The sequence below is a fragment of the uncultured Sphingosinicella sp. genome, from assembly GCF_963974575.1.
Classification (GTDB): Bacteria; Pseudomonadota; Alphaproteobacteria; order Sphingomonadales; family Sphingomonadaceae; genus Sphingosinicella.
Genome location: NZ_CAXBBQ010000001.1, coordinates 283,639 through 309,352, shown reverse-complemented (window position 1 = coordinate 309,352; position 25,714 = coordinate 283,639). Strand labels below are relative to the sequence as shown.

Here is a 25,714-nt window from a genome sequence, read left to right as displayed (position 1 = left end):
CAACGAGCGGACCCTTCCATGTCTAAATCCATACGGGGCATCGGCCTCGTCGCGTTCTGCGCGGCGATGATCGCGATGGTGTGGCCTAGCGCCGCCCCGGTGGCGGGCGATCACATCGTCAGCAACCTTGAACCTGCCGCGATCGCGCTCGACGTGCCGATGGCGGACCAGCAGGGCCTGCCGTTCTCGCCGGTCCGCCTTGAGAACGAGCTCGATGTTGACCAGACGCCGCGTGTCGGCCTCAGCATCTCCGAGGAAACCGGCCCGACGCTCGATCTCGCCATGCTTGTCGGCGACGTCGCCGATATGCATCGTAGTGATCTTGAAGACGACATGCGCTGCCTCGCGAGCGCGATCTACTACGAAGCGCGCGGCGAATCGCTCGAAGGTCAGCTCGCGGTGGCGCAGGTTATCCTGAACCGCGCGGAAAACGATCGGTGGCCCAATGATATCTGTGCCGTCGTCTATCAGAGCGGACAATTCTCCTTCACGTTCGACGGCAAGCCCGACATTCCGGCCGTGAAGGGCCCGGCGTGGAAGCGCGCCGAAGCCATCGCGATCATCGCCGTCGGCCAGGGCTGGCAGGACGTCACCGACAAAGCGACGTTCTTCCATGCGACCTACGTGAAGCCAGGTTGGCGCCGCGTGAAGGAACAGACGCGGCGTATCGGCGGCCACATCTTCTACCGCTAGACCACTTTCGTTCCCGTCCTGTTCTGCTAGAGTGCGGCGGATGAGCCCTGCTGCCCTTCCTGCCCAATCGCCGATGGTCGCGTGTGACGTCGTGCGCGGGGTCACGCGCATGTTCCATCATCTCGGCCTTGCCGCGCTTGCCGAGGTGCCGCTGCGCAACGGTCGCCGCGCGGACGTGTATGCGATCGATGCGAAGGGCGAGATCGTGATCTGCGAGGTGAAGGTGTCGCTCGCCGATCTGCGCGGCGACATGAAGTGGCCCGATTATCTTGATTTCTGCGATCGCTTCTTCTGGGCGGTGCCGCCGCACATTCCGGCGGCGATTCTCGATGAGCCTGCGTTCCGGCCGGAAATCAGCGGCGTGATCGTCGCAGACCGCTTCGATGCGGCGATTCTGCGCAACGCACCCACAAACCCGCTTTCCGCTGCGCGTCGCCGCACGGAAATCCTGCGCTTCGGCCGGCTCGCGGCAAGCCGCTTCCAACGCTCCGAAGACCCGTTTTTCGGGGAATTATCCTAACGCGGCGAGCGTTTCGACAGGATGCGCTGCAGCGTGCGCCGGTGCATCTTCAGCCTACGCGCGGTTTCCGAAACGTTGCGGTCGCACAGCTCGTAGACGCGCTGGATATGCTCCCACTTCACGCGGTCGGCCGACATCGGCTCCTCGGGTGGGGCGGGCTTCGCTTCGCCGGGCGCGAGCAGCGCGTTCAATATCGCGTCCGGGTCGGCGGGCTTGGGCAAATAATCGACCGCGCCCGCCTTCACGGCGGCAACGGCGGTGGCGAGGTTTCCGTAGCCGGTCAGCATCACGATGCGGATGCCGGGCCTGAGCGCGCGCAGCTCCGCGACGAGGTCGAGCCCGTTGCCATCGCCAAGCCGCATGTCGAGCACGGCGTATGCCGGTTTCAGTTCAGCCGCGATGCCGCGCGCCTCTGCAACGCTCGCGGCGGCCGCGACCGTGTAGCCGCGGCGCTCGAGCGTCAGGCCCAGCCGCTGGCGAAAGGCGTTGTCGTCGTCGACGAGCAGCAGCGTGCGATCAGCAGCCGGCGGAGCGCCGGTTTCGGTTTCGGTGGTCATGCCAGTCCTTCCGTTCCTGCCGCGATATAGGCGATCGGCCAGGTGATTTCGACTACCGCTCCGCCCCCTGCGGCATTTCGGAACGTGAGTGCGCCGCCGGTGCGTTCGATCAGCGTCGTGGCGATGAAGATGCCGAGCCCCGTGCCGCCGCGCGCCGAGCGCGACGGGCCGAGATAGGGCTCGCCGAGATGCGGGAGCAGTTCGGGCGGAAAGCCTGCGCCGTCGTCGGTGATCTGCAGCGTCACGGCTTCAGCGTCCGCCACTGCCGCGATCCGAACAGCGCGCTCCGCATGGCGAACGGCGTTGTCGACGAGGTTGACGAGTCCGTGCAGCAGTTCGGGCGTGCGCGCCACCACAGTGGCGGGCGCCTCGACGATCACGGACTTGCCGCTCGCCTCAAAGGGTTGCGCCACCTCGTGCAGCAGCACGCGCAGCGGCACGTGCGGGAAGGGCGCATCCACTTCGGCGCGGTGGGCAAGATCGGTCATGATCTCGCGGCAGCGCCTGGCTTCACGATCGAGCAGCGCGACGTCCTCGCCGAAATCAGGATCACCCCCAAGCGTTTCGGCAAGGTCGCGCGCGACGAGGCTGATCGTGCCGAGTGGGCCGCCGAGTTCGTGCGCGGACGCCGCGGCGAGCGCGCCGAGCGCCGACATCTTCGTCTCGCGCTCCAGCACCGCCTGCGTGATGACCAGCGCCTGTTGCCAGCGCCGCGCGTCGAGCGAGACGCGGAGTATATAGATGGCCAGGAACACAACGGTGAAGCCGAGCGCGACGAGGCTCGCGAGCACATAGATCGGCGGCAGCACCGGCGGCGGCCCGGCCCAGGGCAGCGGCAGCGACCACTGCCAGAGCACGCCGAGGGTCGCCATCGCGATGAGTATGAGCGCCACCGTGGCGCGCGCGCTCAGCAGCGTCGCGGAAATCGTGACCGGCGCGACGAGCAGCACGCTGAAAGGATTGGCGAGGCCCCCCGTCAGGTAAAGCAGCACGCCGAGCTGCAGCAGGTCAAATGCGAGATGCAGCAGCGCTTCGACGCCGACAAGACGCGCGGTCGGCGCGTAGAGCGTCGAAAGCCCGATGTTGAGCAGCGCGGATGCGAGGATGGCGGCGCCCGCCGCCGCGAGTGGCACCTGAAAGCCGAGCAGCAGGTGCACGACAAGGAAGGCGATCGATTGCCCGGCGATCGCCATCCAGCGGATGGTGACGAGCGTGCGCACGCGGACGCCAGCGGTGCCGAGCGCCGTCGGCAGCGGCGTCTGCTGGAGAGATTGGGGCTGCGGCACGCCGCGGCCCGTCAGTTGCCCGGGTTCGGCAGCGGCAGCACGGTCGTCGGCTTCGTTTCGTCAGCCTTCGCCTTGTTGTCGTTGTCCTTGAACATGCGCACGATCGCGGCGGCGCGGCGGTCGCGCTCGGCATAATCGCGCGCGGACATTCCTGCGACATGGTCGGCGAGATCGGGTTTCGCGCCCGCGTTCAGCAGCTCACGCACGACCATGGCGTTCCTCTGCTGCACAGCCACGACGAGCGGGCTTTCCCCCCGGCTATTCACCGCGTTTACATCCGCCTTGCGGCGCACCAGCGTCTGGATGCCGTCGATGTAGCCGAGCTGCGCGGCGACGTGCAGCGGCGTATTGCCGTCCTTGTCGCGCACGTTCACGCTGGCGCCGTTGGCGATCAGGAAGTTCATCCACGGCACGTCGCGGCGGCGCGTCACCATGTGCAGCGCCATTTCGCCCGAATCATTGTCGCGCATGTCGATCAGTGTCGAACCGGGCTGGTCGATCATCGACTTCACCTTCAGCACGTCGCCCTCTTTCACCGCCTTGAAGAAATTGTAGCGGTCCGAAAACTGTGCGGCGGCGGGCGCGGCGAGCGACAGTGCGGCGAACGTCATGAGAAGAGCGGCAAGATTACGCAGGCTGGACATGTGGCACGGATCCGATTTGTCCCCGGGGGCAAAGCTGGTCTATAGGCCGGACAAGCTGAATATGAAACAACCGCGTCGCCTCTCCTTTCTTCGCATTGCGCTGCTGCTTGCCGCGGCCGTCGCGCTTGTCGCGGCGTTCATCTGGCTCGCCGCGCCGAAGCCCGCCGCGCAGGGCGTGGAGGAGCCGCCGCTCGCCGGTGCGCCCATCGGCGGCGATTTCGCGCTCACCGATCAGAACGGCAAGCGCGTCACCAACGACAGCCTGAAGGGCAAGTACCGCCTCATCTATTTCGGCTACAGCTTCTGCCCGGACGTATGCCCTGTGGATGTGCAGCGCATTGCGCAGGGCCTGAAAAGTTTCGAAGCGTCGAATCCTGCCCTCGGCGCACGCGTGCAGCCCGTGTTCGTGACCGTCGATCCGGCGCGAGATACGCCCGCCGTGCTCAAGGAGTTCGTGGCGGCGTTCCACCCGCGCCTCGTCGGTCTCACCGGCACGCAGGCGGAAATCGACACTGCAAAGCGCGCCTACCGTGTTTATGCCGCGAAGGGCGAAGGCACCGATCCGCAGAACTACCTGATGGATCACAGCGCCTTCATCTATCTGATGGACCCGGACGGAAAGCCCGTTATGTATTTCGAGCGCGCGGATGATGCGGCCGCAATCGCCGCAGGCCTTGCGAAATGGGTGCGTTGACGCCGCGTTTCTGGGAAACGAAGCGTCTTGAAGACATGTCGCGCGCGGAGTGGGAATCGCTCTGCGACGGCTGCGGCAAATGCTGCCTGCACAAGCTGGAGGACGAGGATACCGGGGAGCTCGTCGCCACCAACGTTGCCTGCCGCCTGCTCGATCGCCGCACGGGGCGTTGCTCGGATTATCGCAACCGCCACGCGCACATTCCAGACTGCGTGCGGCTCACCCCGGCGAAGCTGCGCAGCATCGATTGGCTCCCCTCCACCTGCGCCTACGGTTTGCTGGAACGCGGCGAGCCGCTGCCGGAATGGCATCCGCTGATCACGGGCGACCCGGAAAGCGTGAAGCGCGCCGGCGAATCGGTAAGCGGATGGACGGTTTCGGAGGACGAGGCCGGTCCCCTCGAACATCATATGCTGGACCGGGAACTGTGAGTCTCGCGTTTCTGCGGCGCACGCTGTCGCGAAAACCGGTTCTCCCCGACGTGCTCGATATCGATGGCCGCATTGTGCCGCTGCGCGTGCGCGTCAGCCCGCGCGCGCGGCGCATGACGCTGCGCGCCGATGCCGCGCTCGGCTGCATTGGTCTCACGCTGCCCAATGGCATTTCGCACCGTCGCGCAGCCGCTTTTCTTGAAACGCAGAAGCCGTGGATCGCGGCGTGCACGCAGAAATGGCCGACGCCGCGCCCGTTCGCGCCGGGGGCCGATATTCCCTATGGCGACACCGAAATCAGGATCGAATGGCGGGCCGATCTGCCGCGCACCGCCCGGCTGGAGGGCGACGTGCTCCTTATCGGCGGTCCTGCGGAGGCACTGCCGCGCCGCGTTGAAACCTGGCTGCGGCGCGAGGCGATGCGGCTGCTCGCGGAGGATTGCGCGGCGCTTGCCGCCGAGATCGGCTTGCCGCCGCCGCCGATCCGCCTCGGCGATACCACCGGCCGTTGGGGCAGCTGCAGCAGCCAGGGCGCGCTCGCGTTCAGCTGGCGGCTGGTGATGGCGCCGGAATATGTGCGCCGTGCCGTCGCCGCGCACGAGGTGGCGCACATCGTCCACCATAATCACGGGCCGGAGTTTCACGCTCTGTGCAGCCGCCTGTCGGGTGCCACCGCGCGCAAGGCGACGCGCTGGCTCGCCGCGCACGGCGCCGCGCTACATTGGATCGGGCGCCGCTGAGGGTTCCGTGGGCGGCGCGGCCTCTTCCAGCCACGCATTGTCGAGTGTCCCCGGCCTGTGCACACGCGGCAGCGGGTTGCCGTCGCCGTCTACCGGCACCTCGATCGCGCCCTGATAATCGGGACCGCCGCGGTAATATTCGTCCGGATACCCCGCGATCGTGCCGTCAAGGCCATAGACCTCCGCATCGGGCTCGCTCAGCGTATCATCGATCTGGATCTTGCTGTTCAGCTCCACGACCGGCATCCCCTTGGTCGCGACGCGCATGAACGACGCGAAGGCGCGCGCGGGTGCGACGCCGCCCTGCAGCCCGCCGACACGCTTGTTGTCGTCGCGGCCCATCCAGACGCCGGCGGTAAGATCGCCGGTGAAGCCCACGAAATAGCCGTCCTTGTTGGAACTGGTCGTGCCCGTCTTGCCCGCGAGCGGACGGTCGATCTGCGCCTGACGGCCGGTGCCGGTCTCGACCGCCGCCTGCAGCAGATTGGTCATGTTCGCGGCGACCCATGGCGCGACGAGCACGCGCGGATTTTCCGCCTGGCGCTCATAAAGCTTGCGGCCGCGCCCGGTTTCGATCGTGGTGACAGCATAGGGCCGCACCTCGATGCCGCCGCGCGCCACGGCTGCGTAGGCGGAGGTCATATCGATCAGTCGGACCGTGGAGGCGCCGAGCACCGTTGCAGGCTGGCGGCTCACGGGCGTCGTGATGCCGAAGCGCCGCGCCATGTCGGCGACGGCATCGAAGCCGACACGCGCGCCGAGCTGCACCGCGACCGTGTTGATGGAAAGCGCGAACGCCTGCCGCACCGTCATCTCCCCGGCGAAGCGCCCGTTCGAATTGCGCGGGCTCCAGCCGCCGATCTGCACGGGCTCGTCGACGACGAGATCGTCGGGCAGCACGCCGCTTTCGATCGCGGCGAGATAGACGAACAGCTTGAATGCCGAACCCGGCTGCCGCTCGGCGATCGTCGCGCGGTTGTAGAGCGATTCGACATAATCCTTGCCGCCCACCATCGCGCGCACGGCGCCGTCGTGCGAAAGCGCCACAAGCGCGCCCTGCGCCCCGGCGGGCGTTTGCGTGCGGACAGCGTCTTCCGCTGCCTTCTGCATGGAAGACAGCAATGTCGTGCGCACGACGAGCGGCTCCACCGTCTCGTCGGTCAGGATATCGAGCTGCGACATCACCCAGTCGGTGAAGTAGCGCACGTTGTTCTGCCGGGCCTGCGGCGCAAACGTGATCTCTTTCAGTTCGGCCTGCGCGGAGGCGAGATCGGGCAGCGGCTTCATTTTGTTGATCACCGACAGCACGACTGCGGCGCGCGCGCGGGCGCGTTCGGGATCGGAGGACGGCGCGTAACGCGACGGCGCCTTGACCAGACCGGCGATGATCGCCGCCTCGGGCAGGTTCAGCGTTCTCGCGCTGTGGCCGTAGAAACGGCGGCTTGCTGCGTCGATGCCGTAGGCGCCGCCGCCGAAATACACACGGTTGAGGTACAGTTCGAGGATCTGTTCCTTCGAGAACTTGCGCTCGATGGCAAGCGCGAGCAGGCCTTCCTTCGCCTTTCGCGTCCATGTGCGGTTGTTGTTCAGGAAGATGTTGCGCGCCAGCTGCTGCGTGATCGTGGAGGTCGCCTTCAGCCGGTCGCCCGTCTTCGCGCTCACAAACAGCGCGCGCGCGATGCCGAGCGGATCGATGCCGGGGTGCCAGCGGAAGCGGCGGTCTTCCACCGCCATCATCGCATCCACCATCACATCGGGAATCTCGTCATAAGTCAGCCACTGGCCGTAGGACGGGCCCACCGATACGAGCACGGCGCCGTCGGCCGATAGCACGCGGATCGACTGGCCGTTCGGCGACCGCATCATGTCGTCGAACGAAGGCAGCGACGACATCTGGATGCCCACCGCGACCGCCAGGATGACGAGCAGGAGGGTTCCGAAGGCGAGCGAAATTTTCAGTGCTGATTTCAGAAGTCGGCCCAAGGCGTGCGTATCCGTTACCGTCCCCGTGTGGGCCGTGTATGCGCCAATCGCGGCGGCAACAAGACCCGTTCGACGAAGAGACTGCCAGCGCCGACCTTTCGCCAGCCTGAAGCGCCGGGGCGTTTCCTGCCGCTGAAGATGAGGTTAACAAGATGTTAATTACTTCAGATGTGGAACAGTTTCATTTCGGCATCGCAAGACACGGAAGTAAACAATCACTTAATCTGTTCGACAATGAAATAATTCACCATGATGTTCCCATGATCGATTACATTGCTGGTCGCTCATGAAACCAGAAGTCATCTTCGTGCCATCGGTTCCGGCGACCGCCACGCTCGCGCGGCATGAACGCTGGATGCTGGCTGGCCTGTTCACGGCCGCGGCGGCGCTGTTCGTGCTGACCTTCCTTGCGATGCAGCCGTTCATCGTGGAACGCGTTGCGGGAGAGATTCGGAAGGAGACCGGCAGCTCGCAGGTCGCCGCCTTCGACATCGATGCCGAACTCGCCGATCTCATGGAAACCGAACCCGTGGATCTTTCGGCGGGTGCCGATCTTCCCCCGGCCGATGTGTTTGCCGACGCGAAGGGGCCGCCACTCAATCTTCTGGCGCAGGTCGAGCGCGCGCGTGTGGCGGTTGCCGCTCTGCCGCCGCCGGTTCCGACCGGACCTGTGCTTACCGAGGAAGAGCAGATGATCGTGGAGGCGAATGCCGAACGCCGCGCGGTGAAGCTGGCGCTGGAGCGGCTGTTCGCGCGCACCGAGAACGGCGACATCAGCCTCGCTGCGGCGGTGCTCGTGCAGCCGCTGCTGCGCCGCGCCGAACAGGCGGCTGGGCAGCTCGATGTCTACGGTGACGCGCTGCTGCTCTCGGAAGGCCCGCTGATGAAGCAGGTCGCGTTCGCGGGTTTTCACGCCAGCCGCGCCGCCGCCATGATGGACATCGAGCGCGCCCAGGCGATTCTGGGCTGAGGCGGGCAGCGCAAATCCACTCACACTTTGGCGCGCGATCCTCTAAAGCGGTGCCATGAGGACGAACCACCCGGTGCGCCGGGTTTGACCGAAAAGGCGGAAGACGGGACGCGCGACGCGGATACCGCGGCGCTCGCGAAGGGCGGACGCACGAACTTCTTCGGGTTCGTGCTCAGGCTGTTGGCGCGCCTGCCTTTCCTGTTCATCGCCGGTCAGCTCTACGGCGCGGAGGCGCTCGGGCGCTTCGCCTATGCCACGATGATCGTGGAGTTGATGGCGGCGCTTGCCACCATCGGCCTCAAGCGCGGCCTCGCCAAGGAACTCAGCAAGGGCGATCGCCCCGAAAGCCACGTCGTCGGCGATGGGCTCGTGCTCGCGTGGATGTTGTCGCTGATCGGCGCGCTCATCATGATTGCGCTGCCGCAGATCGTCTTCCCCAACAGCAAGATCTCGGGGCTGGACAGGATCTTCCCGCTCACGGCGATCTTCATCGTCGGTTCTGACGTCACGCTCGCGGCGCTCGCCTATCGGCACCGCGTCGGCGCGACGGTCACCGCACGTTCGATCGTCGAGCCATGGGTACTCACGATTTTCGCCGCTGCGCTCGCGATGATCCCGGAATGGAAGCCCGACGCGATGATCATCGCCTATGCGGTTTCGCTCGGCGCGGCGTTCGTCGCATCGATCGTACCGTGCGTGCGTCTGTTCGGCTTGCCGCGCGGCTGGCGGCCGCACCCCGTCCGCCTATTCCGCATGATGCGGGAAAATTTGCCGATCGCGGGGGCTGACGCCATCGAATGGGCCTCGCGGCGCATCGATCTCCTGATTCTTGGTCAGTTCGCGACGCCCGCCGTGCTCGGCATTTATTATGTCGCGCAGCAGGTCGTCACGCTGCCGCAAAAGCTCAAGGTGACGTTCGATCCGATCCTCGCGCCGGTCATCACCAATGGCCTCAAGCAGGCGAACAATGCCGTCATCGCCGGGCATCTGCGGCAGGTCGGTTTCTGGATTCTCGCCGCGCAGATCGGCATCGCCCTGTCGCTCGGCATGACCGGCGAGGCGGTGCTCGATCTTGTCGGCGAAGGCTTCGGCAGCGGCACGATGATCCTCAACCTGCTGCTGCTCGCTGAAATCGCCTACGTAACGGGCGCGGTCGCGGAAACCTGTCTCGTCTACACCGCGCGGCACCGCAACCTGATGCTGTCCGTGGCGACGCTCGGCGTGCAGGTCGGCCTTACACTGCTGTTTATTCCGCTGTTCCGGGAGCTGTTTCCTGCCGAATCGCCGAATGCCGCGGTGAACGGTATCGCCCCCGCCGCCGCGCTCCTCGCATCGGGGCTGTTCGCAACGGTCGTGAAATCGCGGCTGCTGCGCGCCACGCTCGGCGAACCGGTTTCCGGCTGGCGCTGGCCGATGCTGCTCGCGGCCGGCGCGGCCTTCGCCGTCGGCATTCTCGTGCAGCGCTATCTGGTTACCTACTGGGAACTCGTGCTCGGCCTGCCGGCGATCCTCGCCACTTACGGCATCGTGCTCTGGTATCGCGGTTTCGAGGAGGAAGACCGGCTGCTCTTCGCCGGGCGCGACAAGCTGCTCAAGGACGCTGAGCGCTAAAGCTGGTGTCGCGGCGTCCGTTTCGCGCCCCACGGGCCGCTCAGGTCGTGCAGCTCCACATCGATGCATTCCGCGTCCGCCCGCAGCGCCGCACCGCCCGCGAAATCGATCTCGATGCCGCCGTTCTCCCAGCGCAGCGCGAGCAGATCGAGCACCGTGTCGGATGATGGCCAGTTCCGCCGCTTGAGACCAGTGAGCGAATCGAGCCGCAGCACGCAGCGCACGCGTGAAGGCTGCCGGATTTCCCAACGGTAGCGGTTGGCGATGATGACGAGCCGCCGCGCTTTGGCATCATAGGCAATGTCGCCGCTCTTCACGGCGGCGTCCTGCACCAGCGCGGAAATCGTTTCGAGATCCGCCTCGTCCGCCGCCAGCAGCCGCAGCCGCTCAGTCACTAGAAACCCGCTCGATGTCGGCGCCCGCGCCGGAGAGCTTTTCTTCCAGATGCTCGTAACCGCGGTCGAGGTGATAGATGCGGTTCACCACCGTCTCGCCCTCCGCCGCAAGCCCCGCGAGCACCAGGCTCATCGAGGCGCGAAGGTCGGTCGCCATCACCTGCGCGCCGGTGAGCTTCGTGACGCCGTACACGTCGGCGGTGCGCCCCGAAACGCGGATGTCTGCGCCCATGCGCGCGAGTTCGGGCACGTGCATGTAGCGGTTTTCGAAGATGGTTTCGGTGAGATGGCTGGTGCCCTCGGCCAGCGCCAGCATCGCCATGAACTGCGCCTGCATGTCGGTGGGGAAGCCGGGAAACGGCTGCGTTTCGATATCGATCGCGCGGATCGGCCCGTTGCGTTTCACGCGGACGCCCTCGTCCGTGGCGGCGACCTCCAGCCCTGCATCGCGCAGCCGGTCCGCGACGACGCCGAGCGTGGCGAGATCGGCGCCGACGAGTTCCACCTCGCCCCCCGCCGTCCCGACTGCGCAGGCATAGCTCCCCGCCTCGATCCGGTCCGGCATCACCGCATATGTCGCGCCGTGCAGGCTGGTGCGGCCCTGCACGCGGATCGTCGATGTGCCGTGCCCCTCGATCTTCGCGCCCATCGCGTTGAGGCAGTTGGCGAGGTCGACGATTTCGGGTTCGCGCGCCGCGTTCTCGATCACCGATTCGCCCTTCGCGAGCACGGCGGCCATCAGCGCGTTCTCGGTGGCGCCCACCGATACGATCGGAAATTCGACGCGCCCGCCGACGAGGCCCTTCGCGGTCGTTGCCTTCACATAGCCTGACGTCACTTCGATCTCGGCGCCGAGCGCTTCCATCGCCTTCAGGTGCAGGTCGACCGGCCGGTTACCGATCGCGCAGCCGCCGGGCAGCGACACGGTCGCCTCGCCCGCGCGCGCGAGCAGCGGCCCGAGCACGAGCACCGAAGCGCGCATCTTGCGCACGATATCGTAGGGCGCGAGCGTCGAGGTCAGCCGCGCCGCCTTGATCGTCATCACGCGCCCGAATTCGCCGCGCCGGTGGCCCTCGATCATCGTCGAGACGCCATGCTGGTTGAGCAGGTGGCCGAACGTGTCGACGTCGGCGAGGCGCGGCAGGTTGCGCAGCGTCAGCGGTTCCTCGGTGAGGATCGCCGCGGGCATCAGCGTCAGCGCGGCGTTCTTCGCGCCCGAGATGGCGATGCGTCCGGAAAGCGGCCTTCCGCCGCGAATGATGATCTTGTCCATGGGGTTATGGTCTAGCGGGATTTGCGGCGGCACGTAAGCCGCCGATCGAGAAGACGACGAGCCCCGCCCAGATGCAGACGAAGGCGGCGAGGCGGCCGATATCGAGCGGCTCGCCGAGGATGAAGACGGCGGCGAGAAACACGAGCGAAGGCCCCAGATACTGAAGCATTCCGATCGTAGAGAGCGGCAACCGCCGCGCCGCATAGCCGAAGAGGCCGAGCGGCACGATGGTGATGAGCCCCGAACCGACGAGCGCGATGTCGATGGCCGTGCCGTGGCCGAACACGTCGCGCGGCGCCATCGCCAGCCATCCGGCGGCGACCGGGGCCAGCCAGCCGGTTTCCACGACGAGCGCCGTCACCGGATCGACGGCCGTGTATTTGCGGATGATACCGTAGAACCCGAACGACAGCGCGAGCCCGATCGAAACCCACGGCAGCGATCCGTGCACCACGGTGACGATACCGACGCCAATCGCCGCCAGCGCGATCGCGATGCGTTTGGGAAGCGGAAACGCTTCCTTCAGCAGCAGCACGCCGATGGCGACGTTGAGCAGCGGTTGCATGAAATAGCCGAGGCTCGTGTCGAGCGCCCGATCGTTCAGCACTGCCCATGTATAAATCAGCCAGTTGATCGCGATCAGCGCGCCGCTCGCGGCCAGCATCAGCATCAGGCGCGGCGCGGCCATTGCCATTCGAAGCCGGGGCCAGCCCCTGAGCGCGGCGACGGCGAAGGCAAGCAGCACGAACGCCCAGAGCACGCGATGGGCAAGCACGTCCGCTGCGGGAATCCCGGCGAACATGTGAATGTAGAGAGGCATCGTGCCCCAGATCAGGAAAGCGCCGACGCCCGCCGCGAGGCCGCGGCGCGTCTGTTCCTCGGTCACGGCCTCACAGCCGGGGCAGCGTCACGCCGCGCTGGCCCATGTATTTCCCCGCGCGGTCGGCATAGCTTGTTTCGCACGGCTCGTTGCCCTGCAGGAACAGAAACTGGCACGCGCCTTCATTGGCATAGATGCGCGCGGGCAGCGGCGTCGTGTTCGAAAATTCCAGCGTCACGTGGCCTTCCCAGCCGGGTTCGAGCGGCGTCACGTTCACGATGATGCCGCAGCGTGCGTAGGTGGATTTGCCGAGGCAGATGACGAGCACGTCGCGCGGCACCCGGAAGTATTCGACCGTGCGGGCAAGCGCGAACGAATTGGGCGGGATGATGCACACATCGGTCTTGCGATCGACGAAGCTGTTCGAATCGAAATTCTTGGGGTCGACCACCGCAGAATCAACGTTGGTGAAGATCTTGAATTCGTCGGCGACGCGCGCGTCATAGCCATAAGAGGAAAGGCCGAAGCTGATCGTGCCCTCCCGGCGCTGGCTGTCCACGAACGGCTCGATCATGCGGTTCTCAAGCGCCTGCCCGCGAATCCATTTGTCGGACATCACCGCCATGTAACCCGGCCCTTCTCGAAGAAAACGTCAGCCACGAATGTGCAGCACGCAGATCAATGTGAATAGCCGCCGCGCCGTGTCGAAATCCACTTCGATCTTGCCGCTCAGCCGTTCGATCAGTGTTTCGGCGGCGGCGTTGTGGATGCCGCGCCGTGCCATGTCGACGGTTTCAATCTGGCTCGCGGTCGATTGCCGAATCGCCTGATAATAGCTTTCGCACACCGCGAAATACTCGCGGATCACGCGCCGGAACGGAGAGAGCGCGAGCACGATCGTTTCAATATGCTCGCTCTCGCTATCCGCGATGTCGATGGCGAGCCGCCCGTCCTCCACGCGCAGGCGAATCCGGTAGGGGCCGTCGTGCGGTGCGCCGCGCGCCGTCACGAGCCGGAAGCTGTTGCCTTCAAGCAGATCGAAGATCGCAACGCGCCGCTCCTGCTCGATATCCGCGCTCCGCCACAGAATCGTGCGGTCGTCGAGCTGGACATCGAGAATGCGGTAATCGCCCATGCCGCTGCTTTATCGGGGCAAACGCCGACACGATAGTCAGAAAGCAGCGCCCCCGAACCCGTCAGGGTTCGCAAGGCCGCGGATGCGGCCGCCCGGCGCCTGAGGGGCAACAACCCGAACTTGTTCGCAAGGCCGACTGGCCGCCCGAGCTTATGCGAGGAAGCCAAGGCGACGGATGTCGCCGCCCGGCGCTTGAGGGACAACAAACAAACCCGCCCGGCGCCTGAGGGACAAAAACCCGAACTCGTTCGCAAGGCCGACCGGCCGCCCGAGCTTATGCGAGGAGAGCCAAGGCCGCGGATGCGGCCGCCCGGCGCCTGAGGCACAACAAAAAAAGAGAAATTTGGCGCGCCCGGAACGATTCGAACGTCCGACCCTCAGATTCGTAGTCTGATGCTCTATCCAGCTGAGCTACGGGCGCGCACGGGAGGGCGCTACATAGTCGCCTCGCGCATCGTGTTCAAGCCCGTGTTTGCACTGTCGTGGCGGTTTGCGCGCGCTTGCGGCTGAGGGGCGGCATCTCTATCGTCCCGCCGCGATGCGATACCTTGCTTTCCCGGCTTTTCTGGCCGTTTCCCTGATGCTCGGCGCCTGCGCGGACCGTGGCGGCGAATGGCCATCGCTGGCGCGCGTGCCGGGATCGCCGAATGCGCCGTGCGGCCCTGCGGCCGAATCGGCGCCGGCTGGAGCGCGTCCCTGCGTTGCCGCGCCGCCGCCGGCGGTTTCAACGCCCGCGCCCGATCTTCCCACGCTCGAAGCGCGCCTGTCGGTAGCGCGGGGTGCATGGGCCGATACGCTGAAGGCTGCGGAGAGCGCGGTAGCGGCGGCCGCCAGTGCCGAAGCGGGCGAAAGCGCGTGGGCGGCAGCAGAACTGCAGCTCAGCCGGCTCGAACGCGCAGCGGCGCCGTTTGCGGAGGTTGCCGAGGCGCTGGCAGGCTCCGAATCGGGCGCGGCGCTGCGAGAGGCTGCCGAGGCCGATCGGGCGCGTCATCTCGAAGCCTTCGCCCGGCTTCGCTCGGCGCTGAGCCGCTAACGCGCCTTCACGGAAAGTCGTCCCGCGCGACTTTTTGTCCGTCCAAACAACTTATACGTGTGCTGTTTACGCCTTGTTTACGATTCCGGGGCTAGAGCTGTGCGTGCAGACTGATCAGCCAACGGTCTTCCCTGGTTCCTCTCCGTTCCTGCCGGGCGGTCTGCAGAAAGAAGGGCACACTGCCGCCCCCGCGGCAACCCAAGTGCTCCAACGTTGCCCGAAAGGGCCGCGGCGCCAAATCCCCCGTGCGCCCTGGCCTTGATCGCCGCCCGGTCCGTGCTCCCCCGCCGGTCCGGGCGGCTTTTCGTTTGCGCCTGTCGTTGACGCGCCGTAGCCCTGTGATGCAGGCTTGCAACGCAGTGGCGCAGCCGGTCGCATAGGCGTGGACCCGAATCCCCCGCTATGCGTTCATCGCCGTGAGGAAACATTAAGAAAAGCGGTGCATCGTGCCTGCCTGATGGGGGTCGAGAGCGCCGAGGCGGAAAGCAAAATGGGTGAGAAGGACAAAGGCAGCATACATGGCGGGGGGGCATCTTCCCGGTCGGCGCAATGTCCGGAGCAGAACACGGATCTGCTGGATCTGCTGAAAGAGCTGGAACGCCCCCTTGATCAGGCCGTGGTGGATCGCGGTTTGCTCAGACTGGCGACGTTCGTTTCCGGGCGTCACTAAGCCCCACGTCGACAGCGCCTTTTCAGCGCCTGCGCCGCGCCAGATGCGCGACCGCCAGCAGCGCGCGGGATGTCAGAAGTTCAGGGCTTGCCGCACCCGGCGATTTGATCTGGCGCTCGGCTTCCAGCAGTCGTGAAAGGCCGTGGCGCAGCGCTGCCATGTTCCATGCCGATGCCTCCCGCGCGATTCGGTCGCGCGCTTTCCAGAAGATCGGGGGCCGCGCGGCTTCCACGGCTTCTTTCGCGCTCCGGCCGCTGTCGATCGTGCGCCTCAGTTCGCCGAGAAGCACCAGCCGCCGCGCCACCGCGCGCAGTTGCGGGATTCCGACGATCCCGTTGCGGCCGAGCTTTGCCGCCTGCGCTTCCGCTTCGGCGGAATTGCCGTCTGCGACGGCGTTCACCAGCGCGTCGAAATCCGATTCGGCCATCGCCGCGCCAAGTTCGGCGAGCGTTTCCATTTCGAGTGCGCGGACCCGGTCCGGCGCGGCATTAAGGTAGAGCGCGAGCTTTTCGAGTTCGCGGGCCAGAACGCCCCGCTCGGCGCCGAACCCCGCCGCAAGTGCCTCCGCCGCCTCGCGGGAGGGTTTCAGGCCATGTCGCACACAGGCGTCGATCACCATATCCACTGCCTCGCGCCCATCGGGGACGAAGCATTGCGCGACGACGGCGAGTGGGGAGGCGACCGCGACCTTGATAAGCGCCGACGTCGCCTTCAAGCTCCCCGTTCCCACCATCACCACGGGATTGCCTGCGGCAGGCGCCGTCAGCAGCGCTTCGACAGCGGCGGTGCAATTGTCGCCCGCGCCGTCCACGCGGATCAGGCGGCGGTCCCCGAACATCGAAACCGCGGCGGCTTCATCGGCAAGTTTGGCGGGATCGCCGGAGAGTGCGGTCGGCTCGAAATCGATGCGTCCCATCGGATCTGCGGCAGGCGCCAGCAGGGCCGTGAAGCGGTCCGCGATCTCGCGCGCCTGCGCTTCGTCGGGGCCGTAGAGCAAAACCAGCCGTGTGGCGGGGTCGAAGTGCGTCAGCGCCGCATCGATCGCCTTGCGATCGGCCGCTTTCACGCCGCCTTCACCGCGCCGCTTCGTTGCGCGCGAAAAGCGCGACGCGCGCGATGATCTGCTGGGCGATCTCTTCGGAAAGCCGTTCGAGCGCCGCGTTTTCCGCCGCGATCACGGCATATTCGGAACTCACGATGTCGATGCCCGCGTCGGATCGCGCGGCGGCATCGATCAGCACGGCGCCGGTTGTTTCTTCCACCAGCTGCCAGCGCGCGCGCAGTTGGCGCCGTTCGCGCGAGATCGAATCGTCGCCGCGCACGCCGAAGCCGCTGAGGCTGTCGTCCAGCTTCACGATCAGCTTGTAACGCCGCTCGCCGCTCGCGTCGGGCAGGCGGTCGAGCAGCGCCTGCCGCACCAGATAGCCTGATTTCTCCGGGATCACCGGCACGTCGATCCCGGTGAGGATCGTCGCGGCCGGCCCCTTGCTGCCGCCCGAATAGACCGGTTGCAGCCCGCAGCCCGCCATCAGCAGAAGCAGCAGGGCGGCCGCGCGCTTCATGCGACGATATTCACGAGCCGGTCGGGCACCACGATCACCTTGCGCGGGGTTTTGCCATCCAGCGCACGCTGCACCTTCTCGCGGGTCAGGACCAGTGCTTCCATGTCCTCGCGCGTCGCGCCCTTCGCGGCTTCGACCTCGTCGCGCAGCTTGCCGTTCACCTGGATGGCGATCGTCACCGTGTCCTGCGCCAGCATCGCGGGGTCGGCTTCGGGCCACGCCGCATCGACCGCAAGCCCGGCTTCGCCGAGCGCTTCCCACGCCTCTTCTGCGAGGTGCGGCATCGCCGGGGAGATCAGTTGCACAAGCATCTTCACCGCATGGCGGCGCGCCGACGACGGCGCGGCCTTCTCGATCGCAGCGGCAAGCTCGTAGCTCTTGGCGACGGCCTTGTTGAAGCGCAGCGCCTCGATGTCGGCGGTGATGCCGTCGATGGCGATATGCGCCGCGCGCGTCAAAGCCTCGTCCTCGCCGCCGGCATCCTCTTTGGTTTCGTTCACCAGGCGCCACACGCGCTGCACGAAGCGCCACGCGCCTTCGATGCCCGCCTCGGTCCACTGCAGGTCGCGCTCCGCCGGGGAATCGGAAAGCACGAACCAGCGCACGGCATCGGCGCCGTACTGGTCGAGGATCGGCGAAGGATCGACCGTGTTCTTCTTCGATTTAGACATCTTCTCGACACGGCCGACAGTCACAGTCCCGCCGCCTACTTCGAATAGATCGCCCTCCCGCCGCTCCACTTCGCTCGGCAACAGCCAACGGCCGTCAGCGGCGCGGTAAGTCTCGTGCGTCACCATGCCCTGCGTGAACAGCTGCTTGAACGGCTCCTCAAGGTCGATGAGCCCGCACGCCTTCAGCGCCCGAGTCCAGAAGCGCGCATAGAGCAGGTGCAGGATCGCGTGCTCGACGCCGCCGATATATTGATCGACCGGCAGCCAGCTCTCGGCCTCGGCGCGGTCGAACGGCTTGTCCCCGGGCTGGCTCGCGAAGCGGATGAAGTACCAGCTCGAATCGGCGAACGTATCAAGCGTATCGGTCTCGCGCCGCGCTGGCTTGCCGCACTTGGGGCAATCGGCGTTCTTCCACGTCGGGTGATGCTCCAGCGGATTGCCCGGCGTCTCGAAGGTGACGTCGGCAGGCAGGCGTACCGGTAGCTGGTCTTCGCGCACCGGCACCACACCGCAGTCCCCGCAGTGTATTACCGGGATCGGTGTGCCCCAGTAACGCTGGCGCGAAACGCCCCAGTCGCGAAGCCGGAACTGCGTCGTCCCCTCGCCCCAGCCCTCAGCCTCCGCACGTGCGATCACGGCGGCGATGGCGTCATCGACCTCCATGCCGGTGAGGAAGCCCGAGTTCACCAGGCGCCCCGGCCCGACATAGGCCTCGTCCCCGACCGGCTCCTCGGCATCGCCGACGACGCGGGTCACGGGCAACTGATACTTTCGCGCGAAATCAAGGTCGCGCTGGTCGTGCGCCGGGCAGCCGAAGATGGCGCCGGTGCCATATTCCATCAGCACGAAGTTCGCGACGAAGATCGGCAGCGTCCATTCCGGGTCGAGCGGGTGTGCGACGCGGAGGCCCGTATCGTAGCCCTTCTTCTCAGCGGTCTCGATCGCCTCGGCGGATGTCCCGGTCTTGCGGCAATCCTCGATGAAGGCGGCAAGCCCCGCGTTGTTCGCGGCAAGCTCGGCAGCGAGTGGGTGATCGGCGGCGATGGCCGCGAAGCTCGCGCCGAACAGCGTGTCGGGCCGAGTCGTGAACACGTCGAGGCCGTCCGCCCGACCCTGAAGTGCGAAGCGGAAATTTAGGCCCCGGCTGCGGCCGATCCAGTTCTCCTGCATCAGCCGTACCTTGTCCGGCCACTCGTCGAGGCCGCCCAGCCCTTCAAGCAGTTCGTCGGCGAAATCGGTGATCTTCAGGAACCACTGGCTGAGCAGCCGGCGTTCGACGGGCGCGCCGGAGCGCCAGCCCTTGCCGTCGATCACCTGCTCGTTGGCAAGCACGGTCATGTCGACCGGGTCCCAGTTGACGTAGCTTTCTTTGCGATAAACGAGGCCCGCCTCGTACATCTTCAGGAACAGCGCCTGCTCGTGGCCGTAGTATTCGGCGTCGCAGGTCGCGAACTCGCGGCTCCAGTCGAGCGCGAAGCCGAGGCTTTTGAACTGTTCGCGCATCGCGGCGATGTTCTGCCGCGTCCAGCTTTCCGGGTGCGTCTTCTTTTCGAACGCGGCGTTTTCGGCTGGCATTCCGAAGGCGTCCCAGCCCATCGGGTGCAGTACTTCGAAACCGCGCGCGCGGCGGAACCGCGCGATCACGTCGCCCATCGTGTAATTGCGCACATGGCCCATGTGCAGACGCCCCGACGGATAGGGGAACATCTCCAGCACATAGGTTTTGGGCTTTTCGGATGCGCTGTCGGCCGCGAAGGCCTGGCGCTCATCCCAAATGCGTTGCCAGCGGCCGTCGGCGACCGCGGGGTTGAATCGCGTCATTGGCCCTTAGCCCTGATACACGGCCCTGCGCATGTCGCGGGCGCGGGCGAGGATGGTTTCCTCGAGCTTCTGTACGGTGCCGGCGCGCACTGGCGCATCGATCCAGTTGCCGCCCTGTTGCTGCTGACGGATGGCAGCAACGCGTAGCGCATCGGCACGCAGCTCACGGTCGAGGATGTAGACGGTGACCTTCACGCGCTCACCGGGCGCCTGCGGATTGGCGTACCAGTCCGTCACGATCACGCCACCGTTCGAATCGACCTGCGCCATCGGCATGAACGCCAGCGTTTCAAGGCTTGCCCGCCAGAGGTAGGAATTGACGCCGATCGTCGTCGTCGTCGCGGCGGCGAGGTCGGCGCGCGGCGCGTCCTTCTTGCCTCCGCAGGCGGCGAGCAGGGCCAGCGCAATTGCCAGACCCGTAATGCGTACACTCGTCTTCACGTGGATTTCCGCTCCATCAGGCTTGCTCGGCGGCCGTTATAGGCAGCGCTTTCGGGGGCGCATAGCCCCTCTTCGCGTTGCATTGGCTGTTGAGATGTTGCAACAGGTTCGAACGAACCCGGTCGGTCGCCGCCAAACGAGCGATTCAGACTCGGATTCGTGCGGAGGAAACTGTAGTTCTGTCACGTAGTTGTCACAGGCACGCGACAGAAGCGCGGGGGTTATGATTCGGGTTGGGACATACGCAGCAAAAGCACTGGTCGCGGTTTCCGCGGGCCTGATGCTGTGCGCGCTTCCCGCCGCCGCCTCTTCGAAGAAGCCGATTGAGAAAGTGGCTGCCGACAAGGCCGCTGCCGCGAAGGGTTCTGAACCCCGCCGCAAGCTCACGACCACTGCAGGCGTGGTGACGCCACTGAAGGCGGAAACGCTCGGTTCGTTTACGCCGCCGATGCTCGATAATGTGCGCCGCGCCGGTGTTGCCGGGGCTTCGCAGGAGCGGACATTCCGCTTCACGCCCTCAGGCAAGAGCCGCGACAACAAGGCACTGGCGCTCGGCGTCACGGCGCGCGTCGTCCGCGCGGCCGCGCCGGAGACCGCGCGTCCGGCTGAAACCGAAGCTGCGACCGCATACAATTTCGACGTGTCCGTGGCACTCCGGGGCTTCGCGCTCACCGGCGGCTACAGCAAGATCGCCGGCGTGCTTAGCGACGAGCGCGAAGGTGTCGACCTCGGCCTCTCCTATCGTGGCAGCCGCTGGAAGACTGCGCTTCAGCTTAACGCCGAGCGCGATGCCGACGGCTGGGTGAACCCGCTCAGCCTCGACAAGCGCTACACGGTCGAACTCGGCGGCGCCTATGCGCTCAATCCGCGCCTCTCGGTGATCGGCGGCGTGCGTTACCAGCTCTCCGAACCGGATCCTTCGGGCCGCTATCTGCTGCGCAACGGCGAACGCCTCGGCACCGATGGCGAAGCGGGCGCGGTTTACCTGGGTACGTCCTTCAGCTTCTAGGATCGGCTCCGGTTTCGCCCGTTCCGGGCTGCAAACGCGAAGCCTCACTTATTCCAGGCGTCGATCGCACCCCATGCCTGCGCGCCGAGCGATTGCATCCGCGCATAGCGCTTGGGCGTTATGCCGCCGAGCGCGGCGACGGCAATGCCCGTTCCACGCGCCATCAGCCCGAACCGGAGGGTGCCGAGCGTCCGGGCGCCGGGGTGCGAGGTTGTCGGGAACACGGGAGACAGGAATGCGAGGGTCGCACCGGCGCGCCGTGCTCGCACTAGCCCTGCGCGATCATGTGACGCTGCCGTTATGACGTCACCTGTCGGGCGGCCTCCATCGGGCATGTGCACTCCCGCCGCGCCCACGGCACGCGCGAGCCGAGAATCTCCGGCCACCACCAGCATATGCCCGTATCGCCGCGCGAGCCTTGCCGCCCGCCGCGCAATCGCCGTGCGATCCGCCTCATCGTAGTGTCGCAGCACGATGCCGCTACCGCGCGGCAGGCGGCGTATGGCGTCCCACAGCGCCTCGCCCATGCGGGGGTCCGTGAAGAGCCAGGTTTCCGGCAGGCGCTGGGAGTAGCGGCGTCGCATCCCGCTCTCTATAGGGAAGCGCATGACTGCTGCCGAGACACTCGCCGACATTCGCGCCCGCATCGAAAAGGCCGCGAAGCTCGCCGGCCGAAAACCCGATGTGACGCTGGTCGCCGTTTCCAAGACCTTCGGTGCGGATGAAATTCGTCCCCTGCTCGAAGCGGGCCAGCGTGTGTTCGGCGAAAACCGCGTGCAGGAAGCTGCCGCGAAATGGCCTGCGCTCCGCGATGCGTTTCCCGGTGTCGAACTCCACCTCGTCGGCCAGCTCCAATCGAACAAAGCAGCAGAAGCGGTTGCGCTGTTTGACGTCATTCATTCGCTCGACCGGTCCTCGCTCGTCGCTGCGCTCGCGAAGGCGATGGCTGCGTCCGGCCGCCGCGTGCCCTGCTTTACACAGGTGAACATCGGCAGCGAGGCACAGAAGGGCGGTGTCGCCATCGATGATCTCCCGGCGCTTCTCGACGATGTCCGCGCAGCGCAGATTCCGCTCGCCGGGCTCATGTGCGTCCCCCCCGCCGACCACGAGCCCGCGCCCTATTTCGCGCTGCTCGCGAAACTCGCCGCGCGCCATGGTCTCTCCGGGCTCAGCATGGGCATGTCGTCGGATTTCGAAACGGCCGTGAAGCTTGGTGCCACGCATGTGCGTGTCGGCTCGGCTCTGTTCGGAACGCGCGAAACGCACTAGGCTGCCCGACATGGGCGGCGATATCCTCATCTACGGCGCAAACGGCTACACGGGCCGGCTGGTGGTGGAACGCGCACTCGCGCGTGGATTGAAGCCGGTTCTGGCGGGCCGCAATCGTCAGGCGGTTGAAGCGCTCGCCGACGAAACCGGGCTGCCCTCGCGCATCTTCGATCTCAAGGGCGACGTTTCGGGTGAACTTTCGGGCATCGGTACGGTGCTTCACCTCGCCGGGCCGTTTTCGCGCACCTCGGCGCCGATGCTGGCGGCCTGCCTAGCTGCGCGCGCGCATTACATAGACATCACCGGCGAGATCGACGTGTTCGAGGCCCTCGCCGCGCAGGATGCCGTGGCGAAGGCGGCCGGTATCGCTGTGCTCCCCGGCGCGGGGTTTGACGTCGTGCCGTCGGATTGCCTCGCCGCGCACCTGAAGCGCCGACTGCCCGGGGCGGTCTCGCTCGATCTCGTCATCGGCGGGCTCAACGAGGCGAGCCGGGGGACGACGCGCACAATGCTGGAAGGCATGGCGGCGGGCACCCGCGTGCGCGAGGGCGGGGTCATCGTAGAACTTTCCGAGGTACCCCGAGGCACCGCCGATTTCGGGCGCGGTCTGAAGCCGACCGTCGGCGTCAGCTGGGGTGATGTCTCCACCGCGTGGCATTCCACCGGCATCCCCGACATCCGCGTTTTCTTTGAAGCGAGCCCACCGCTCGAACGCGCGCTCGGGATGCCCCGCCTGCTGCGGACGCTGATCGCCAGCGCGCCCGGCCGCTGGCTCGCGGGCCGCGCGATCGACCGGATGCCGCCCGGCCCGGATGCCGAGGCGCGCGGCCGGGGCCGCAGCGTGCTCGTCGGCCATGCGACGGATGCCGAAGGAAACAGCGCCGTCAGCCAGCTCGAAACCCCTGAAGGCTACACACTCACCGCCCTCACCGCCGTCGAGATCGCCCGCCGTGTTCACGGCGGCGAGGTTGCCCCGGGCTTCCACACCCCCTCCAGCGCTTTCGGCCCCGACTTCATTCTGGGCTTCAGTGGGGTTAAACGCCGGGATCTCTCGTAGGCAAGCGCCTCAGACGATCTCGATCATGTCACCAGGTGCAAGGCGCGCCAAGACCGCCAGCAGAGCCTCGCGCGGAATCGCAACACAGCCCTGCGTGAAATCCTTCGCCGCCATGCAGTGCAGAAAGATGGCGCTGCCCATGCCCTCCACCGGCGGCGTGTCGTTGTGGCCGAGGATGATGATGAGGTCGTAAAGCCCGTCCTCGCGCCACAAGTGCTCCGCCGAGAACGGATGCGGATGACGCACCGGCCGGTTGTAGGCGGGGTCGCGCACATCGTCTGACCAGCCGTCGCTTTCGTGCAACCAGCGCCACGGCAACTTCGTGTTCGGGACGGCGAGCTTGTCGGGGCGTACCAGCAGCGCGCGAATGGGGTACGTGCCGCGCGGCGTCATGGCGTCACCTTCGCGCTTCGCCGCTGCGTCGGTCGCGCCCGCCTTGCCGATCAGGCATTGGATGGTCTCACCGAACGCCGTCAGCGTGCGCGCAGCGGTGTCGACGCGGATAGCGCTCACAGCATGTGCCCGGTGCGGTCGCGCTTGGTGCGCAGGTACGCCTCGTTGTGCGCGCCCTCACCGGCCTTGAGCGGCAGACGTTCGGCGACGGTAATGCCCTCTGCCTCCAGCCCGGCGACCTTGGCAGGGTTGTTGGTCAGAAGGCGAATCGTGCCGAAGCCGAGCGCCTTCAGCATGTTCGCGGCGAGCGCGAACTCACGCTCGTCGATCTCGAAACCGAGGCGGAGATTGGCGTCGACCGTGTCGAAGCCCTGATCCTGCAGCGCATAGGCGCGCAGCTTGTTGATAAGGCCGATGCCGCGCCCCTCCTGCTGCAGATAGAGCAGGATGCCGCCACCGGAGTCGGCGATCGCGTGCAGCGCGGCGTGGAGCTGATCGCCGCAGTCGCATTTCAGCGAGCCGAGCAGGTCGCCGGTGAGGCACGAGCTGTGCAGGCGGACGAGCGGTGTGGTGCCGTAAGGGTCGCCGATCAGCAGCGCGAGATGCTCCGGCCCGCCCGGCAGGCGGAAGGCGACGATTTCGGTTTTCTCGTGCACCTTGATGGGCAGGCGCGCACGGCTGACGAGCTTGAGCGCGCCTGTTTCCGCGAAGTGTTCGATGTCCGCCGCAGTCACCACGTCATCCGCAGCGCCGCCCGCGATCACGAACAGCGCGGGCAGCAGCCCGGCGTGCTTCGCGAGGTTCAGTGCGGCGCGAGCCGCCCGATCGACGCCGCCCATCGGCAGGCTGCGGAACGGGCCTTTCAGCGGCGTTGCAAGATCGAGCACAGGGTCGGCGACAGCGCGCGCCGTATCGAGATCGAGCCACGGTGTGCGCTCGATCAGCACCGCCTGCATCCCCGCCGCGGCAAGCTGGTTGCCGAGGCCGAGGAAGGCGGCGCGCTTGTCCGTCAGCAGCACATTCGCGCGCGCGCCGCCTTCAAACGCCGCGAGCGATGCAGGATCGGCGAGTTCGATGGCGAGCACAGCGATCGCTGCGTCGCCGTCGGTCACCCGTACGGGGTGACCGCGCCGCAGGGCATCGATCGCGCGTTCGGCGCTGCTCAAAGCACGAACTCGGCGATGAGCGGGATATGATCGGAGGGCTTCTCCCAGCTCCGCGCGGGCTCCAGTACGCGGAAGCCTGCGAGCGTGTCCTTCATCGCGGGTGAGACCCACACATGGTCGAGTCGCCGTCCGCGGTCGTTCACCGTGTGATCCTTGTTGCGATAGCTCCACCATGTGTAGAGCCGTTGCGGCGCGGGCACGAGCGTGCGCGCGACGTCTACCCAGTCGTGGCTCTGCATCAGGCCGGTGAGCGCATCCACCTCGATCGGCGTGTGGCTGACGACGTCGAGCAGTGCCTTGTGGCTCCACACGTCGCATTCGAGCGGCGCGATATTGAAATCGCCGAGGATGATCGTCGGGTCGCGGAGCGATTCGGACCAGCGCGTCATGCGCTGCACGAAATCCAGTTTCTGCCCGAACTTCGGATTCAGCGTGCGGTCGGGAATGTCGCCGCCCGCGGGCACATAGACATTTTCAAGCAGGATGCCGCTGGGCAGCCGCACGCCGATGTGCCGCGCCTCGCCATTGTCCTGCCAATCGAATCGGCGTTCCTCCACAAGCGGCTGCTTCGAAAGGATGGCGACGCCGTGATGCATCCGCTGCCCGTTCAGGATCACGTGCGGATAGCCGAGCCGCTGGATCGCGGCGAGCGGGAAGTCCGCATTCTGCGCCTTGGTTTCCTGCAGGCAGATGATGTCGGGCGATTCGTCCTTCACCAGCTGCGCGATGATGGGCAGGCGGATGCGGACGGAGTTGATATTCCAGCTGGCGATCTTGAGACGGGACATGGCGAGCGGCTTAGCAAGGCAGGCGCCCACAGGCAAAGCCTCAGAAACGCGTAGGCCCCCGCCTTCGAGGAGAAGACGGGGG

General features: G+C 66.4%; 29 protein-coding genes and 1 tRNA gene. 12 read left to right on the top strand and 18 right to left on the bottom strand.

Annotation, left to right across the window (positions count from 1 at the left end; all coding sequences use genetic code 11):
* Positions 1-18 precede the first annotated feature (18 nt).
* Positions 19-693, top strand: coding sequence for a cell wall hydrolase (locus AAC014_RS01615; protein WP_339703368.1), 675 nt, complete (start codon positions 19-21; stop codon positions 691-693).
* 40 nt (positions 694-733) lie between these two features.
* Positions 734-1,213, top strand: coding sequence for an MmcB family DNA repair protein (locus AAC014_RS01610; protein ID WP_339703365.1), 480 nt, complete (start codon positions 734-736; stop codon positions 1,211-1,213).
* On the opposite strand, the gene AAC014_RS01605 is transcribed toward AAC014_RS01610, so the two are convergent.
* Genes AAC014_RS01605 through AAC014_RS01595 form a run of 3 tightly spaced genes read right to left on the bottom strand, consistent with a single transcriptional unit; the run spans position 1,210 to position 3,700 of the window.
* Positions 1,210-1,770 carry an ActR/PrrA/RegA family redox response regulator transcription factor gene (locus tag AAC014_RS01605; RefSeq protein ID WP_339703362.1) on the bottom strand — a complete coding sequence of 187 codons (561 nt, stop codon included), beginning with the start codon at positions 1,768-1,770 and terminating at the stop codon, positions 1,210-1,212. The genes AAC014_RS01610 and AAC014_RS01605 overlap by 4 nt on opposite strands.
* Positions 1,767-3,056, bottom strand: a complete 1,290-nt coding sequence (locus AAC014_RS01600; RefSeq protein ID WP_339703360.1) for an ActS/PrrB/RegB family redox-sensitive histidine kinase — start codon at positions 3,054-3,056, stop codon at positions 1,767-1,769. Before AAC014_RS01600 ends, AAC014_RS01605 begins: the two co-directional genes overlap by 4 nt.
* A gap of 11 nt (positions 3,057-3,067) precedes the next feature.
* Entirely contained in the window at positions 3,068-3,700 is a 633-nt protein-coding gene (locus AAC014_RS01595; RefSeq protein ID WP_339703357.1) for an ankyrin repeat domain-containing protein, read from the bottom strand.
* Between the two features lie 61 nt (positions 3,701-3,761).
* On the opposite strand from AAC014_RS01595, the gene AAC014_RS01590 reads away from it, so the two are divergent.
* Genes AAC014_RS01590 through AAC014_RS01580 form a run of 3 tightly spaced genes read left to right on the top strand, consistent with a single transcriptional unit; the run spans position 3,762 to position 5,565 of the window.
* Positions 3,762-4,394, top strand: coding sequence for an SCO family protein (locus tag AAC014_RS01590; RefSeq protein WP_339703354.1), 633 nt, complete (start codon positions 3,762-3,764; stop codon positions 4,392-4,394).
* The gene (locus AAC014_RS01585) at positions 4,382-4,825 is read left to right on the top strand and encodes a YcgN family cysteine cluster protein (RefSeq protein ID WP_339703351.1); all 444 of its coding nucleotides are present in this window, start codon (positions 4,382-4,384) and stop codon (positions 4,823-4,825) included. Before AAC014_RS01590 ends, AAC014_RS01585 begins: the two co-directional genes overlap by 13 nt.
* Positions 4,822-5,565 carry a SprT family zinc-dependent metalloprotease gene (locus AAC014_RS01580; RefSeq protein WP_339703348.1) on the top strand — a complete coding sequence of 248 codons (744 nt, stop codon included), beginning with the start codon at positions 4,822-4,824 and terminating at the stop codon, positions 5,563-5,565. The genes AAC014_RS01585 and AAC014_RS01580 overlap by 4 nt, the downstream gene beginning before the upstream one ends.
* Here the strand turns inward: AAC014_RS01580 and AAC014_RS01575 are convergent.
* Positions 5,542-7,458 carry a PBP1A family penicillin-binding protein gene (locus tag AAC014_RS01575; RefSeq protein ID WP_339703959.1) on the bottom strand — a complete coding sequence of 639 codons (1,917 nt, stop codon included), beginning with the start codon at positions 7,456-7,458 and terminating at the stop codon, positions 5,542-5,544. The genes AAC014_RS01580 and AAC014_RS01575 overlap by 24 nt on opposite strands.
* A 376-nt stretch (positions 7,459-7,834) precedes the next feature.
* Here AAC014_RS01575 and AAC014_RS01570 point away from each other — a divergent pair, with 376 nt between their 5' ends.
* Together AAC014_RS01570 and AAC014_RS01565 are read left to right on the top strand one after the other, a co-directional pair.
* On the top strand, positions 7,835-8,518 hold the full coding sequence (locus AAC014_RS01570) for a hypothetical protein (RefSeq protein WP_339703345.1): 684 nt from the start codon (positions 7,835-7,837) through the stop codon (positions 8,516-8,518).
* Between the two features lie 84 nt (positions 8,519-8,602).
* The gene (locus tag AAC014_RS01565) at positions 8,603-10,129 is read left to right on the top strand and encodes an oligosaccharide flippase family protein (protein ID WP_339703342.1); all 1,527 of its coding nucleotides are present in this window, start codon (positions 8,603-8,605) and stop codon (positions 10,127-10,129) included.
* Here the strand turns inward: AAC014_RS01565 and AAC014_RS01560 are convergent.
* From AAC014_RS01560 to AAC014_RS01535, 6 genes are all read right to left on the bottom strand, one after another.
* Positions 10,126-10,524 carry a DUF2948 family protein gene (locus AAC014_RS01560; RefSeq protein ID WP_339703339.1) on the bottom strand — a complete coding sequence of 133 codons (399 nt, stop codon included), beginning with the start codon at positions 10,522-10,524 and terminating at the stop codon, positions 10,126-10,128. The two genes, AAC014_RS01565 and AAC014_RS01560, sit on opposite strands and share 4 nt — an antisense overlap.
* A complete protein-coding gene (gene murA / locus AAC014_RS01555) occupies positions 10,517-11,797 on the bottom strand; it encodes a UDP-N-acetylglucosamine 1-carboxyvinyltransferase (protein ID WP_339703336.1) in 1,281 nt (426 codons plus the stop codon). Before murA ends, AAC014_RS01560 begins: the two co-directional genes overlap by 8 nt.
* A 4-nt stretch (positions 11,798-11,801) precedes the next feature.
* A complete protein-coding gene (gene rarD, locus AAC014_RS01550; RefSeq protein WP_339703333.1) occupies positions 11,802-12,683 on the bottom strand; it encodes an EamA family transporter RarD in 882 nt (293 codons plus the stop codon).
* A gap of 4 nt (positions 12,684-12,687) precedes the next feature.
* On the bottom strand, positions 12,688-13,242 hold the full coding sequence (dcd, locus tag AAC014_RS01545) for a dCTP deaminase (RefSeq protein ID WP_121053732.1): 555 nt from the start codon (positions 13,240-13,242) through the stop codon (positions 12,688-12,690).
* Between the two features lie 27 nt (positions 13,243-13,269).
* Positions 13,270-13,752, bottom strand: coding sequence for a UPF0262 family protein (locus AAC014_RS01540; protein WP_339703327.1), 483 nt, complete (start codon positions 13,750-13,752; stop codon positions 13,270-13,272).
* Positions 13,753-14,096: 344 nt separating this feature from the next.
* Positions 14,097-14,173: transfer RNA gene (locus tag AAC014_RS01535), tRNA-Arg, on the bottom strand.
* A 159-nt stretch (positions 14,174-14,332) separates the two neighbouring features.
* On the opposite strand from AAC014_RS01535, the gene AAC014_RS01530 reads away from it, so the two are divergent.
* Positions 14,333-14,785: a hypothetical protein gene (locus tag AAC014_RS01530; protein ID WP_339703324.1), complete on the top strand. Its 453-nt coding sequence runs from the start codon at positions 14,333-14,335 to the stop codon at positions 14,783-14,785.
* 490 nt (positions 14,786-15,275) lie between these two features.
* A complete protein-coding gene (locus tag AAC014_RS01525; RefSeq protein WP_339703322.1) occupies positions 15,276-15,455 on the top strand; it encodes a hypothetical protein in 180 nt (59 codons plus the stop codon).
* A 22-nt stretch (positions 15,456-15,477) separates the two neighbouring features.
* On the opposite strand, the gene holA is transcribed toward AAC014_RS01525, so the two are convergent.
* From holA to AAC014_RS01505, 4 genes are read right to left on the bottom strand one after another with little or no spacing between them, the layout of a single operon-like run.
* On the bottom strand, positions 15,478-16,521 hold the full coding sequence (gene holA / locus AAC014_RS01520; protein WP_339703319.1) for a DNA polymerase III subunit delta: 1,044 nt from the start codon (positions 16,519-16,521) through the stop codon (positions 15,478-15,480).
* Between the two features lie 7 nt (positions 16,522-16,528).
* Positions 16,529-17,017, bottom strand: a complete 489-nt coding sequence (gene lptE / locus AAC014_RS01515) for an LPS assembly lipoprotein LptE (RefSeq protein ID WP_339703316.1) — start codon at positions 17,015-17,017, stop codon at positions 16,529-16,531.
* Entirely contained in the window at positions 17,014-19,509 is a 2,496-nt protein-coding gene (gene leuS, locus AAC014_RS01510; protein WP_339703313.1) for a leucine--tRNA ligase, read from the bottom strand. Before leuS ends, lptE begins: the two co-directional genes overlap by 4 nt.
* A 6-nt stretch (positions 19,510-19,515) precedes the next feature.
* Positions 19,516-19,950, bottom strand: a complete 435-nt coding sequence (locus AAC014_RS01505) for a DUF3576 domain-containing protein (protein WP_339703310.1) — start codon at positions 19,948-19,950, stop codon at positions 19,516-19,518.
* A 223-nt stretch (positions 19,951-20,173) separates the two neighbouring features.
* On the opposite strand from AAC014_RS01505, the gene AAC014_RS01500 reads away from it, so the two are divergent.
* Positions 20,174-20,959, top strand: a complete 786-nt coding sequence (locus AAC014_RS01500) for a porin (protein WP_339703307.1) — start codon at positions 20,174-20,176, stop codon at positions 20,957-20,959.
* Between the two features lie 44 nt (positions 20,960-21,003).
* Here the strand turns inward: AAC014_RS01500 and AAC014_RS01495 are convergent, their stop codons facing one another.
* On the bottom strand, positions 21,004-21,543 hold the full coding sequence (locus AAC014_RS01495) for a thiamine phosphate synthase (RefSeq protein ID WP_339703304.1): 540 nt from the start codon (positions 21,541-21,543) through the stop codon (positions 21,004-21,006).
* Between the two features lie 22 nt (positions 21,544-21,565).
* Between AAC014_RS01495 and AAC014_RS01490 the strand changes: the two genes are divergently transcribed.
* Positions 21,566-22,228 (top strand): YggS family pyridoxal phosphate-dependent enzyme, encoded by a 663-nt coding sequence (locus tag AAC014_RS01490; RefSeq protein ID WP_339703301.1) that lies wholly within the window; start codon positions 21,566-21,568, stop codon positions 22,226-22,228.
* Positions 22,229-22,238: 10 nt separating this feature from the next.
* Complete coding sequence (locus AAC014_RS01485) at positions 22,239-23,285, top strand: saccharopine dehydrogenase NADP-binding domain-containing protein (RefSeq protein WP_339703298.1); 1,047 nt, start codon at positions 22,239-22,241, stop codon at positions 23,283-23,285.
* Positions 23,286-23,294: 9 nt separating this feature from the next.
* Here the strand turns inward: AAC014_RS01485 and AAC014_RS01480 are convergent, their stop codons facing one another.
* From AAC014_RS01480 to xth, 3 genes are read right to left on the bottom strand one after another with little or no spacing between them, the layout of a single operon-like run.
* Positions 23,295-23,798 (bottom strand): L,D-transpeptidase family protein, encoded by a 504-nt coding sequence (locus AAC014_RS01480; protein WP_339703295.1) that lies wholly within the window; start codon positions 23,796-23,798, stop codon positions 23,295-23,297.
* Positions 23,795-24,844 (bottom strand): GTP cyclohydrolase II, encoded by a 1,050-nt coding sequence (gene ribA, locus AAC014_RS01475; protein ID WP_339703292.1) that lies wholly within the window; start codon positions 24,842-24,844, stop codon positions 23,795-23,797. Before ribA ends, AAC014_RS01480 begins: the two co-directional genes overlap by 4 nt.
* Positions 24,841-25,632 (bottom strand): exodeoxyribonuclease III, encoded by a 792-nt coding sequence (gene xth / locus AAC014_RS01470; protein WP_339703289.1) that lies wholly within the window; start codon positions 25,630-25,632, stop codon positions 24,841-24,843. Before xth ends, ribA begins: the two co-directional genes overlap by 4 nt.
* Between the last annotated feature and the right edge of the window lie 82 nt (positions 25,633-25,714).